Source organism: Bacillus andreraoultii, assembly GCF_001244735.1.
GTDB lineage: Bacteria > Bacillota > Bacilli > Bacillales > Caldibacillaceae > Caldifermentibacillus > Caldifermentibacillus andreraoultii.
Window position 1 is genome coordinate 2633431 of sequence record NZ_LN868937.1, and the last position, 12466, is coordinate 2645896.

14 protein-coding genes are annotated in these 12466 nt (G+C 33.7%); 5 read left to right on the plus strand and 9 right to left on the minus strand.

Annotation, left to right across the window (positions count from 1 at the left end):
• Positions 1–41: 41 nt before the first annotated feature.
• Positions 42–692: a TVP38/TMEM64 family protein gene (locus BN2144_RS17805; RefSeq protein ID WP_033829564.1), complete on the minus strand. Its 651-nt coding sequence runs from the start codon at positions 690–692 to the stop codon at positions 42–44.
• A 309-nt stretch (positions 693–1001) separates the two neighbouring features.
• On the opposite strand from BN2144_RS17805, the gene BN2144_RS17810 reads away from it, so the two are divergent.
• A complete protein-coding gene (locus BN2144_RS17810) occupies positions 1002–1367 on the plus strand; it encodes a YhjD family protein (RefSeq protein ID WP_033829565.1) in 366 nt (121 codons plus the stop codon).
• Here BN2144_RS17810 and BN2144_RS17815 read toward each other — a convergent pair.
• Positions 1334–1954, minus strand: coding sequence for a competence protein ComK (locus tag BN2144_RS17815; protein ID WP_050632358.1), 621 nt, complete (start codon positions 1952–1954; stop codon positions 1334–1336). The genes BN2144_RS17810 and BN2144_RS17815 overlap by 34 nt on opposite strands.
• A 241-nt stretch (positions 1955–2195) precedes the next feature.
• Between BN2144_RS17815 and BN2144_RS17820 the strand changes: the two genes are divergently transcribed.
• On the plus strand, positions 2196–2435 hold the full coding sequence (locus BN2144_RS17820; RefSeq protein WP_033829566.1) for an IDEAL domain-containing protein: 240 nt from the start codon (positions 2196–2198) through the stop codon (positions 2433–2435).
• A gap of 324 nt (positions 2436–2759) precedes the next feature.
• On the opposite strand, the gene BN2144_RS17825 is transcribed toward BN2144_RS17820, so the two are convergent.
• The 4 genes from BN2144_RS17825 to BN2144_RS17840 all read right to left on the minus strand — a co-directional run bounded on the left by BN2144_RS17825 (position 2760) and on the right by BN2144_RS17840 (position 7496).
• The gene (locus BN2144_RS17825; protein WP_033829567.1) at positions 2760–4040 is read right to left on the minus strand and encodes a M48 family metallopeptidase; all 1281 of its coding nucleotides are present in this window, start codon (positions 4038–4040) and stop codon (positions 2760–2762) included.
• Positions 4041–4537: 497 nt separating this feature from the next.
• Complete coding sequence (locus BN2144_RS17830) at positions 4538–5551, minus strand: ABC transporter substrate-binding protein (RefSeq protein ID WP_033829568.1); 1014 nt, start codon at positions 5549–5551, stop codon at positions 4538–4540.
• Between the two features lie 198 nt (positions 5552–5749).
• Complete coding sequence (locus BN2144_RS17835; RefSeq protein ID WP_033829569.1) at positions 5750–6745, minus strand: lipoate--protein ligase; 996 nt, start codon at positions 6743–6745, stop codon at positions 5750–5752.
• A gap of 16 nt (positions 6746–6761) precedes the next feature.
• Positions 6762–7496 carry an MBL fold metallo-hydrolase gene (locus tag BN2144_RS17840; protein WP_033829570.1) on the minus strand — a complete coding sequence of 245 codons (735 nt, stop codon included), beginning with the start codon at positions 7494–7496 and terminating at the stop codon, positions 6762–6764.
• Between the two features lie 220 nt (positions 7497–7716).
• Between BN2144_RS17840 and yhfH the strand changes: the two genes are divergently transcribed.
• Positions 7717–7854 carry a protein YhfH gene (yhfH, locus tag BN2144_RS19370; protein WP_075047857.1) on the plus strand — a complete coding sequence of 46 codons (138 nt, stop codon included), beginning with the start codon at positions 7717–7719 and terminating at the stop codon, positions 7852–7854.
• 124 nt (positions 7855–7978) lie between these two features.
• On the opposite strand, the gene hemH is transcribed toward yhfH, so the two are convergent.
• Entirely contained in the window at positions 7979–8911 is a 933-nt protein-coding gene (gene hemH, locus BN2144_RS17845; RefSeq protein WP_033829571.1) for a ferrochelatase, read from the minus strand.
• Between the two features lie 58 nt (positions 8912–8969).
• Positions 8970–10001, minus strand: a complete 1032-nt coding sequence (gene hemE / locus BN2144_RS17850) for a uroporphyrinogen decarboxylase (RefSeq protein ID WP_033829572.1) — start codon at positions 9999–10001, stop codon at positions 8970–8972.
• A 527-nt stretch (positions 10002–10528) separates the two neighbouring features.
• On the opposite strand from hemE, the gene BN2144_RS17855 reads away from it, so the two are divergent.
• Positions 10529–11041: an antibiotic biosynthesis monooxygenase family protein gene (locus BN2144_RS17855; protein ID WP_033829573.1), complete on the plus strand. Its 513-nt coding sequence runs from the start codon at positions 10529–10531 to the stop codon at positions 11039–11041.
• Positions 11042–11165: 124 nt separating this feature from the next.
• On the plus strand, positions 11166–11552 hold the full coding sequence (locus BN2144_RS17860) for a M20/M25/M40 family metallo-hydrolase (RefSeq protein WP_268258050.1): 387 nt from the start codon (positions 11166–11168) through the stop codon (positions 11550–11552).
• A 181-nt stretch (positions 11553–11733) separates the two neighbouring features.
• On the opposite strand, the gene BN2144_RS17865 is transcribed toward BN2144_RS17860, so the two are convergent.
• On the minus strand, positions 11734–12462 hold the full coding sequence (locus tag BN2144_RS17865) for an EcsC family protein (RefSeq protein ID WP_033829574.1): 729 nt from the start codon (positions 12460–12462) through the stop codon (positions 11734–11736).
• Positions 12463–12466 lie beyond the last annotated feature (4 nt).

Sequence of the window (12466 nt, forward strand, 5' to 3'; positions counted from 1 at the left end):
CACCTGCTCTTTCTTATGGCTATCGTTCATTAACAATTGCTTTACTGCTTTTCCTCAGCTTTTTGCCTTTTTTCTATTTTTGATAAAGTATCACCATCAATTTTTTTATTTAGATGGGTTTCGACTCGTTTTCCGACATACCATAAAACGACGATAATAACGCCTAATACAATTGTTTTCTTCGGATTATGGATTAAGGAAGGGATATCATGGCCTATATAACTAATACTAAAAATCATAACCATTTTCCCTGCAAGAACAGCAAGTCCATACTGATAAATGCTTAACCTCGATAGTCCGGCAACAATATTAACAATGGCTGAAGGTGTAAAAGGAAAACAAATTAATAAAAATAACGGTCCAAAGCCGTGCCTATCCACCCAATCAACAAGACGCTTTACTTGCTTATGATTTTTCAAGAAAGCAAGGAACTTCTTTTGCCCATACTTTCGAATAATAGAAAAAACGAGCAACGCACCGGTACAAGCACCTATCCAAGAGAATAAAAATCCCCAACCTAATCCGAACGCACTTGCATTAGCTGTTATAAATACGAATAATGGCAAAAAAGGTAAAAAAGCCTCAATCATCGGCAAAACAATTCCTGGAATTGGTCCAAAAGAACGGTAATCTTGGATTAATTCCATAAAGTTTTCTAGGGTTAACCATTCATGTATGCTTGATAAGTCCATAAAAAATCTCCCTTGGTCATAGGCTAATATTAACAATTTAGTAACTTTTTAAAATTATAACATATGTGTTCGTGTATTTTATAAAATAATCCATCAAAATAAGCGCTTATAGTATATTTTACGTGACTTTATTATTTTGCCTAATATTAACTAAACTTATTATAACACCAAGAATTATTTTAGGTGAACGGGAGGTTTCTAGTTATTTTTAAAGCCTCATTTCGATGAATGGTTGCTTTTTTAAATAAAATTTTATATGATAACTATACCATAACGCGAACGTAGGTTCTAGTCAAGGGGTGAGAAGATGTGACCCGGATTCCTTCCGATAGCAGGGATTTATTAGAGAAAGGAATTTATTATCCGATGGTTATTAAAGTTTTAGAAAAAGACTTACATGTTATTAAATCGAGTCCATTTAAGCTACAAAAACCTTATTTAGAATTAGTTGAACATACACTAAATTATGTGCATAACGAGTTATATAAGGTGAAAAAAGAATTAAAAAAACAGGGGATGAGAGTTCAAGAATTTAAACGGGATGATACCTTTACAACATACTTATTTATTTATAAAGGATATGAAGAGTATCATAGTTACTTTAATCCACGTCTTCGAAATTATGTGGAGGAATTACTTACTTATTTCTTGTTTAAAAGGTTTGTGGATAACTGAGATTGTCCAAACGAATGAACTGGGGGTAGTTCATAAGGGTAACCTCTTTCCATTGCACCTAAACCATATTCAAAATGATTAAAATAGTAATGTCTTCTACGTTCTTGCTGAACAAAATGGGGGTCGATTTTTGTTCTTAATAACGCTGTCCGTAACATTTGTTTTTCAAAGGATAAATAAGAAATAGGTACTTCAATTGATTCACCTGTAATAAAAACAACTTCTGTATGATAACGATCCAATCGTTTAAACGTTGATACATGACTATAGGAAATCCATAGACAATGATGTTGCTTTGGAGATGCAGTCGGAAAAAAATAAATATTTTGGATTGGATCAATGACAATCGGGGCTTTATGAGTAACACCAATTAACTCCTTCGTTCCCTCTTTACGACCATTATAGCTAGAAGCGTAAAATTTACAACCTTTTTTAATGATTTCCAAAGGAGTAAACGGAACAACTTCCTCCCCTTCCATTCTTATAACTTTCGAATAAAGCTTGCTTCCATATTGCACCGGGATGATTGCCATAAAAGAGGCATCCAGTACAACATCATAATGAAATTTTTGTTCTTTTATCGACATTTTTCCATTCCTTTCATTATTTTTTTTACAAAGTCATTACCTATTTTATCATAAAATTCAGTTAAAGTCATGCATAATTTATAAATTATTTTAATAAATTTAAATATCTATTCTTAAAACTTTTTTTGGAAAATTAAATAAAATTAGTTGAGTTTTTCATTGTACCCTAATATAATATTACTAATAACCATCTTTTGTAGGCCGACTATTCTGAAGAAAACATTTGGAAGGAGGACTGTTCATGAAAAATGAGAAATCATTTGCAGAGTTAACGAAAGCATATGCTAAAGGGAATTATGCACAGCGTGAAAAGTTTATTCAGTCCGTGTACATCGATTTATTAATTAAAGAAGCCCTTTTAAAAGAAAGAAAAAGGGCAATTAAAGAGAAAATCGATGAAGCTATTGATAATAATGATAAAAAGTTATTTTTCACACTATCGAGTGAATTATTAGAAATCGAAAAACAATTAAACGCGTAAATAAAAGGAATCCAAAAGCATTTCTCTTCAACTGCTTAAGAGGCAGTTTTTTTCTGGGTCAAAACTACTTCTTTATTTCCCCCATATTTCTCCATCAGATAAATTAAAAAAGTTCTCTAGCCCCAATTTATCAATTCGATTCATTGAAATAAAGAAAACTCGTTCGTCCGAGCCTTCAGGAGAAACGAGAGACTAGAGTTCGTCGAAAAAGCTTTTTTTCGGCTTTGATGGAATGCTCGTAGCCTTCCTTATGCGTTTAAACACACAAGGAAAGTAGAAATTAGAAAATTAAACCTTTCCTATTAGCCCAAAAAAACTATATATTCATTCCTTTTTATTTTTATCAAATTTAGTCTCATAACTTTGTATCATTTCTATACGTTCCATTAAAGTTGGATGCCCATAACGAAACCATTTAACGAGAAGTGGTGGATTCACTTGACTAAGTCCCGCTCTTGATAATTCTTGAAATGTAGAAATTCCCGCATCAACATCTTTTGTCATTTCAATCGCATAACGATCTGCCCGTTCCTCTTGATAACGAGAAACTACATTTGAGAGAGGGCTCGAAGCAAACGAAAGAACGGATAAGATCAATAAGATTAATGGTAGCGAAGAAATATTGCTTTTTCCTGTGATTCTAAAAGCTTCTTGGTATTTCTTTACTAATATGGATAATATTTTATCGATTAAAAATAAACCGACCAATGTCAATAATAGATACCCAATCATGCCAATATATATATGTTTCTCTACATAATGTGCCATTTCATGCGCCATAATAAAAAGTATTTCGTCTTCTTCTAACTGATTTAGCGTTGTATCCCATAAAACAATTCGTGAATTAGAACCAACTCCTGTCACATAAGCATTTAGTGTATTTGTCTTTTCCGACATATTCACCTCATAAACATGCTCTGCCGGAATATGCGCTTGATCAGCAAGGGAAAGAATTTTCTCTTCTAATTCCTTATTTTTTAACGGATAAAAATCATTATAGAGCGGATCAATGATGACAGGCTGGATAAACATAATAAATATAGAAAATGGGATGGATAAGTACCAAGCATACAGCCACCAACGTTTCTCCTTTTTTCGCATCAGCCAGTAAAGGACCGTTACAATGACAAATAAAAACAACCAATCAAGCCAAAAATCAATCAAGCCGTCACGCATCCATGAATGGAAGTTTTCATTTGATAATCCGTATTGCCTCGATAAATGAAATGAAATATAACGAAGTGGCAAAAAGAAAATATAGGATAGTACGGATAAACAAAAGGTGAAAATGGCACTTTGGAATAGCCACTTCCTCGCTGTTTTCTCTGCCCATTTTTCAAACGTCTTCCCTATCCCTAAGAGAAGAATGATTAAGTAAAAAAGCCACTCATATGGAATCGTAATAAAAAATAATAAATTACGTATGTTGGAATATTGCTCTGATAAAGCAAGTTCCTCTTTTGACATGAAGGTCGAAGGATCTACAACCGTTCCAACTGCTTCTTGTGGAATTGAACCCGTATTCCACTTAAACAAATAGTAATATAAAAAAGCAATAACTAAACCGTAACCTAGTAAAAATGTGATAAGGATTTTTTTTCTCAATTTTTTTCACCAACCAATGTTCGTTTCCTAATCATTAGTTTCTCCCTTCATCTATTTATCATTCCATTTCCTTCCAATTTTCTTAAAAAAAGACAACTGAAAATGCGAAAATTGCTCTAAGGACAACTACTGAAACGTTAGAGCTCAATGACACAAGGGAAAATGCGATACTTAACACCTACAATAAAACAAGTTCTCAAAATGCAAAAACCTAGCTACTATATGCTATGACAGTTCGTCCAAACATATAACCTGGCGAAAGCTTTTTTGAACGCTGCGACAAAAAAGTTTCATTTGTCATTTTGAAAGTATATACAGCCTTCTTTAATCGGCAATCTTATTCGACCTTTTCATTTAAAGATGGAGTCATGATGAAGTGACGAAAGTTTACGATAAACTCTTTACTCGTACGGTTAAGAGACTTAGAACAAAAATAAGGAGTACAGTATACATAAACTGAACTCCTTAACATTATAAGTTTGCTTTACCGTTTTCCTTTATTCAATATATTCTGCAATATCATCCCATTCAGGCTTTAATTCTATTCCCATTTCTGCTGCTGCCTTTTTATTAATGACAAGTTTTAAATGTTGTGGATATTGTGCAGGTAATTCACTAGGTTTCTTTCCTTCTTTTAGAACTTTTACAGCGAGCTGGCCAGCTTCATAACCAATATCACCGTAGTCAAAGCCATATGCAGCAAAACCACCACGATTAACAGAATCAAGTTCCCCAACAAATAGAGGAATATCATTATCTTGTGCAACTTGGATAGCCGCTTCTAATCCAGAGACTACTGTATTATCTGTCACAATATAGATTACATCAACAGTACCAACAAGAGAATCAGCCGCTTGTTTTACTTCAGATGTATTGGCAACAACTTTCTCAACTAGCTTTAAATCCGCTTTCGCAATAGCTTTTTTCATTTCATCGATTTGTTTAACTGAGTTTTGTTCTCCAGCGTTATATATTGTTCCAACTGTTTTTGCATCTGTATGTTCATCAATAAATTTTATCGTACTTGGAATTGACTCTGGATGCATATCAGCCGTACCTGTTACATTTCCACCAGGTGAATCCATTGACTGGACTAATTCAGCACCAATCGGATCGGTTACAGAAGTAAAAATAACAGGTATATCACTTGTTGCACTCGCAGCTGCTTGTGCACTCGGTGTCGCATTTGCAAAAATTAAATCCACTCCACCGTTAACAAGATTTTGTGCTGCTGTTTTCGCATTATTCGGATCTCCTTGAGCATTTTGTTCATCATAGTCTACTTTTAACCCCGCCTCTTCTAGTGCTCGCTTAAAGCCTTCTGTCGCCGCATCCAATGATGGATGATTAACATATTGACTAATTCCTACTTTATATGTCTTCTCACTACTATTTCCTTCTTTAGAAGATTCATTACCATTTGAAGCCGTTTCATTATTTGATCCACATCCTGCAAGTGCGAGTAAACTTGCTAGAAAAACCATTGCTAGACCTTTACGTATCTTCCCCATTCTTGTATTCCCTCCAAGTTTCATTTTTTATAAACGAAATAGTTTAAAACTAATTATAATTACAATATTTACTATGTCAAGTAATTTCTGAATTTTTATTATAAAATTATTTTCATACGATAGTTTTAAGGCGAAGTAATCTATCAGTTGAAGAAAATTAGAAAAAGCCCACCTTATGAAAGTGGACTTATCATTTATTTAATAAATTAAGTTAATAAAATCTTCTTTTTCGATATTACCAAAGTAGTGCTTTATATCAACATCTTTTAAGGCTTCTTCTAGTTCAGATTTTTCATAACGAACACCGGTTAATTTATTTTCAATTTCTGCTACATCTCCCCAACCAAAGAAGTCACCGAAAATTTTCACGTTTTCAATTATTCCTTGTGCTACATCTAGACGAACATCAATTGTTCCGATTGGGAATCGTTTTGAATTCTCAATATTCGATTTTGGACTTTTTCCATAGTTCCATTCCCACGTTTGATATTTAGTTTTGGATAATTCTTCAATATTTTTCCAATCTTCTTCTGTCAATACATATTCTTTTATTTCGCTACCTTCTGCTTCAAAAACACTCTTTAAAATAAATTGCTTAAATTCTTCTACAGTCATTTGCTGATCAATGAACTCTGATATATTTCCAACCCGAGCGCGAACCGATTTAACGCCTTTTGATTCAATTTTTTCCTTTTTCGGTTTTAACGCTTTTGACACATGATCTAAATCGGAATTAAGCATGAGCGTACCGTGTGTATACATTCTACCGCCTGTTGCGTATTGAGCTGTACCAGAGACTTTACGACCATCAATTTCAATATCGTTTCTTCCCATTAAATCTGCATTAGCCCCTAATTTTCGCAATGCATCAATAACTGGTTTCGTAAACTTTTTAAAATTACCTTGAATACTATTTCCTTCATCCTTTGTAATGAAGCTATAGTTTAAATTGCCGAGATCATGATAAACGGCACCCCCGCCACTCATTCTGCGGACTACTTTAATATGATTCGCTTCTACATATTCTGTATTAATTTCTTCAATCGTATTTTGATTTCTACCAATAATAATGGAAGGTTCATTCACATAAAATAGTAAATAGGACTCATTAATATCAAGATTTTTTAATATGTATTCTTCAATCGCTAGGTTTATTTGTGGATTATGAATTCCTTTGTTATCAACATATAGCATGTTTCTACTCCTCCTATTATATCGTCCATATATCCCCTAATTCAGCCAATTGGACCGGCCCTTTATAATACTCGCCTACTTCATAAATTAGTTGCTGTAAATTTCCAAAGTGTGGTAAATGCGTTAAAATTAGTTTTTTCACTTCTGCCGCTTTTGCAAGTTTTGCCACATCATAACTATTCATATGTCCAGCATTGCTCGCATCCATATTACCATAAAAATTACATTCAGATAAAAGTAGATCTGTTCCTTTCGCAAACTCAATAAAAGCATCTTGGTATGCACTATCGGCAGTAAAAACAAGAGATTTACCGTCTGCTTCAATGCGAAAGGCAAAACATGGAACCGAATGCTTTGTCCGTAAAAACTTGATCGAAAAGGGACCAATTTGTAATAACTGTTCCGGATTATAGGCAATTCCAATTGTTTGATCCTTATAAGTAAGCTCCTCAAACGAGGTTTGATCGAGATTATGACCATATATTGGCAATGTTTTTTTCTCGCCTGTTACATACATATCAATTAGTAAAGCGTGTTGTAATACACCAATATCTGCATTGTGATCAGGATGATAATGACTTATTATACACGCATCAAGATTTGCTGGTTTTATAAATTGTTGCAATTTTGATAATATAGCACTGCCACAATCAATAAGGAGATGAAATCCGTCATGTTCCAATAAATATCCTGCACTCGCCTCGTTCACTTTCGGAAAACCACCCCATGGACCAATAATTGTAAGTTTCATTTACCTTCCTCCCTACTGTATTTCTATACAGTATTCCCAAAAATTACTATACTACATTTTATTACGAAATGCCTAACGTGAGACTTTACACATTTTGTTTTTCTTATCGTAGCTACTTGTATCATTTAAAAAATATTAATTTTGTTTTAATACAGGGTTGCAATTATCATTTTGTTATAATACAATATAAGTACAAATTTAAAAAAGAGGGGCGATTTAGATGATTTTAAGTATTCTTGAATTTTTCCAAAACCTTCCTGCTAAATTCTGTCAAAATTGTGGAGAAGAAATTGAAGAACAGCATGAATGCTATGGCAATACTTGCTATAAGTGCATCGGAATTAAAGATATAAAATAACATACTTGATTTAGTCATTTCGAACGATGTTAATTGAATGAATATAGCAATAGAAAAGCTGCCCCATCATTAGGTGTACATACCTAGTATGATGAGACAGCTTTTTATTTTCTATATTTATTTGTTAGTTCTTTAATCTCTTTAAGACAACATCACCTAATGCTTCAATGAATAAATCATGATCATTAGGCATGGCTGGACGATAATAATTTGCTCCTACTTCTTCACAAACAATTTGACATTCCGTATCATTATCAAATAACACTTCTAAATGTTCAGAAACAAATCCAACTGGGCAATAAATAAACGCCTTATACGCTTTTTTCTTATGTAAATCTCTTGTCAAATCTTGAACATCCGGTCCGAGCCATGGCTCTGGTGTTTGTCCAGCACTTTGCCAACCAATCGCATATTCTTTAATCCCAGCTCCATCAGCAATTAATTTTGCAGTTGTAGCTAATTGATCTGGATATGGATCGTGAGCCTTAAGTATTTTCTCAGGTAAACTATGCGCTGAGAATACAACCATTGAATTGTTTCTTTCTTCCTCTTCCATTTTTTCAAACATCGCTTGTAGTTGTTGAACCCAGTATTCAATAAACTTCGGCTCATCGTACCAATGATCTACAGAATCAATTTTCAAACCACCAAGTTGTTCTGCTGTTTTTTGTACACGGTCATTGTACCCTTTAATACTTAATGTTGAATAGTGTGGAGCAAGAACAATACTAATTGCTTCAGTAATCCCAGCATTATGCATATCTTTTACAGCATCCTCAATAAACGGATGAATATGTTTCAAACCAATAAATAATTCGAATTCAATCTGATCTTGAACTTTATTTAAATGAGATGTTAATTTTTCTGCTTGTGCTTTCGTTATCTCAGCTAACGGAGAAATTCCACCAATTGCTTTATAGCGACTCTTTAAATCTTCAATTAGTTCATCAGTTGGTCTTCTACCATGTCTAATATGTGTATAATATGGTTCAATATCATCCTCAGTATAAGGGGTTCCATATGCCATCACAAGAAGTCCCATTTTTTTCTTACTCATTCTCTTTCACCTCACGTTTAGTTTAACCAAGGGAGCTATATCTAATTTCGATTTCGTATTAATATTCAAACTCATGGATATAGTTTGTTAGACGTTGCAACGTTTCCGGCTTTATTTCTGGAAAAATCCCATGACCTAAATTAAATATATAACCTGGTTGAGCTACACCCTGCTTTAAAATTGCACTTACTCGTTCCTCAATTACTTCCCACGGAGCTAATAATAAAGATGGATCAAGATTACCTTGTAGTGTCTTTGTAATCCCTTTTGCCCGTGCATCTTTAATTTCCATTCGCCAGTCTAAACCAATAACATCAACTGGGAGGTCATTCCATTCGTGGAGTAGGTGGCTAGCACCCACTCCAAAAATAATTAAAGGGATATTTTCTTCTCGTAACTCCGAGAAAATCCGGTTCATTGTCGGTTTAATAAATTTTTGGTAATCTTGAACGTTTAATGCGCCAACCCATGAATCAAAAATTTGAATTGCACTGACACCCGCACGTATTTGTGCTTTGACATAATCAATTGTCATGTTCGCAAGTTTTTCCATTAATAAAAACCAACTATCTGGTTCAGCATACATAAATGCTTTCGTTTTATGATAGTTTTTTGATGGCCCTCCCTCAATCATATAGCTTGCTAATGTGAAAGGAGCCCCAGCGAAACCAATTAACGGCACAGTTAATTGATCCGTTGTTAATAGACGGATTGTATCAAGAACATATGGAACATCATTTTCGGGATCAATTTCCCCCAAGTTTTCAACATCTTTATATGTACGAATAGGCTGATCAATAACTGGACCGATTCCAGCTTTAATTTCAACATCTACTCCAATTGCTGGTAATGGTGTCATAATATCTTTATATAAAATAGCTGCATCAACACCATATTGTTCTACTGGTAATCTTGTCACATAGGCGCACAGTTCTGGTTGATGAGTAATTTCAAATAGAGAATATTTTTCTTTTAATTTTCGATACTCTGGCTGTGAACGACCAGCTTGCCGCATGTACCAGACGGGAATATGATCAGTTACCTCGCCCCTCGCTGCTCTTAAAAAAGTATCATTCAGTAATGTAGACATAAATAAAAATCACCCTTCATATCATTTTTGCTAGTCCTTATTTTGATTACAGGAAAAAAGTGAAAAAGTTCTATTTTTACTTATTCTTATTCATTGCTATCTTTCTTATAGGAATTCTCAATTATATTAGATATTGAAAAAATATAGTTCTGTTATCATATTAGAATTATTTTAATTAAGCTTTCTTCTTTACTATACATGTTTTGATACAATATGTATATACATAAGCTTTAAATGTCATAAATTTGCCATTTTAATTTTGTCTCTTTAAAATCATTATAAAGGAAGCTTTCTATCTGTGAGTATATGTCCCAAGTTTAGCCCGCTACCAAGGGGTCTACCACTTAACTTTTATATTCATTACTACATTCGTTCTGTAAGTGTCTTACTTCCTATTATGTTGAGAAAAAGGATTTATCATTGGAAATCTGACTGGTATTTTTATAAAATGTTACAATATTACTAAAAACATACCATTTCCATATCTGTATTAAATAATATTCTGCTGAAAAAGCGAGGTGTATGTAATGAATGCATATATTACAACGGGAACTGGAGACTTTTTGTTAAAATTAGTCCAAAAATATAATAAAGAACAGATGGCTCTATTATTCGGCTCTGGACATTCTTTACTCTATCATGAAACGAGCGGAAAAACAGTTTTCCAAGTTCCAAGAAAGTATCAACTTATTGAATCAGTCGGGGATTTTCCAGTAAAAGGATTTGCTGTTTTTCATTATCTTCCTGTAAGAGAGGAAGATCAAAAAGTTTTTGAACATGAATTAAGCAAGCGTCCTCGGAAATTAGATAATGCTACAGGATTTTTAGCATTGCGAATTTTACGACCAATAAAATGTGATACCTATCTCATTATATCTTGTTGGATTGATAAAAAATCATATGAATTGTGGAAAAACATGGAGGGATTTGCTGTACCGAATGAAGAAAAACGGTCGATTGAAGTAAATAAAAGAACAATGTATGCTGGGGAATCTTATTTAAAAGAATATGCCATCGGTACAGATGAAAAAGAGGATTAGTTAAATCAAACACTCATACATCAAGAGATCCGATTGTTACAGCTAGCCAACTAATCGTGAACTTATAACAAATTGTCAGTCGTTTTGTCGATCTACTCCAGTCGGCGGTAGTTACATTGGGGAAATACATGGTGGAGATGCCTTTAATATTATTGCAGATACTGTTGAATTGACTGGGACCGTACGAACATGTGACGAAAGCATCCGAGAACAAATTGAAAAAGATATTGAAAAGGCTGTAATAGGGACGTGTTTTACGAATGACTGCACTTATTTCTACAATTATGAACGTGGTTATCCTACTGTCATAAACCACAAAAAAGAGACGGATTTCCTTGCTCATTATGCAAAAACGGTACCAGGGGTTGATAAAGTCGTTGAAATAGAAAAAAGTACGGTTGGTGAAGATTTTGCTTCTTATTTACAGCATGTAAAAGGAACGTTTTTCTTCACTGGTGCAAAACCAGAAGGAACCCAAGACAGCTTACCCACATCATCATCCAAAATTTAATATTAATGAGGAAAGTATGCGTGTTGCTGCAAACACATTACTTACTTGCGCCATAAAATATCAAGAGCAATTTTGAACGAAAGAAAAAGGCTGCCAAAAAGTCTTATGTTGACTTTTGACAGCCAATTATCATGTTCTATCAACATTCATAAAAAGTTTTTTAGATTTTTTAAAAGCACCATTAGTCGACCGCTATATTCCTTAATCCATTAAAGTACCGCATTCGATAAGCATATATTGCCGTTTCTCCTAATTGATCCAATAATTTATAATTGGCATACGCCCCTACTGCCGCTCCAATCCCTGGCAATAATTGTAGCATTTTTACTAAATCAATATAGTCTCTATACTCCTGTTGAAATGTTTTCCAATCAATATCAATGAGCCGTCCTTTTTCCTGCTCCCAATTTTCAATTAGCTGTAAGGTTTCAATTCGTTTATCATCACTAGAAAAAGCGAGTTGAAAAACGAGAAGTAAAAAAATCCGTTCCTCATACTTACTTACATCATATTGATAAATTTTCGCAACATCATAAAGAAACTTTAATTTAATGGATAATAAAAGCGGAAAATCGGCTAGTCCAAGGAATAAGCCACCCGCTCCCGTACCTGCTCCTTCTACTGTCGCCGTTTTTCGGTATTTATCCAATTGTTCCTTAATTAAGGTTTCTTTTTCCTCTAACGTGAACGTTTTAATGAAATCATTTTTACTCATAAGATTTGTACCAGTTAAGGCTGATTTTACCATTGTTTTAATTGCTTCAGTCATCATTGTGTGAAATTTTTCAGGAATCCATTGATTCACTTTATTTTGTGCTTGCTTTGATAATCGGTTAAAAATATTGCCTTTTTTTCGAATCGCCCTTTGCCAATCTAATAATTCATCATATGCTTTCTCTTCATAATTCATTTTT

Bases quoted from the DNA above. Each gene is read 5' to 3' on its own strand.
- BN2144_RS17805 (WP_033829564.1), bottom strand. From the start codon at position 692: ATGGACTTATCAAGCATACATGAATGGTTAACCCTAGAAAACTTTATG.
- BN2144_RS17840 (WP_033829570.1), bottom strand. From the start codon at position 7,496: ATGAAACTTACAATTATTGGTCCATGGGGTGGTTTTCCGAAAGTGAAC.
- BN2144_RS17865 (WP_033829574.1), bottom strand. From the start codon at position 12,462: ATGAATTATGAAGAGAAAGCATATGATGAATTATTAGATTGGCAAAGG.
- hemH (WP_033829571.1), bottom strand. From the start codon at position 8,911: ATGAGTAAGAAAAAAATGGGACTTCTTGTGATGGCATATGGAACCCCT.
- yhfH (WP_075047857.1), top strand. From the start codon at position 7,717: ATGATTTTAAGTATTCTTGAATTTTTCCAAAACCTTCCTGCTAAATTC.
- BN2144_RS17855 (WP_033829573.1), top strand. From the start codon at position 10,529: ATGAATGCATATATTACAACGGGAACTGGAGACTTTTTGTTAAAATTA.
- BN2144_RS17830 (WP_033829568.1), bottom strand. From the start codon at position 5,551: ATGGGGAAGATACGTAAAGGTCTAGCAATGGTTTTTCTAGCAAGTTTA.
- BN2144_RS17820 (WP_033829566.1), top strand. From the start codon at position 2,196: ATGAAAAATGAGAAATCATTTGCAGAGTTAACGAAAGCATATGCTAAA.
- BN2144_RS17835 (WP_033829569.1), bottom strand. From the start codon at position 6,745: ATGCTATATGTTGATAACAAAGGAATTCATAATCCACAAATAAACCTA.
- hemE (WP_033829572.1), bottom strand. From the start codon at position 10,001: ATGTCTACATTACTGAATGATACTTTTTTAAGAGCAGCGAGGGGCGAG.
- BN2144_RS17815 (WP_050632358.1), bottom strand. From the start codon at position 1,954: ATGTCGATAAAAGAACAAAAATTTCATTATGATGTTGTACTGGATGCC.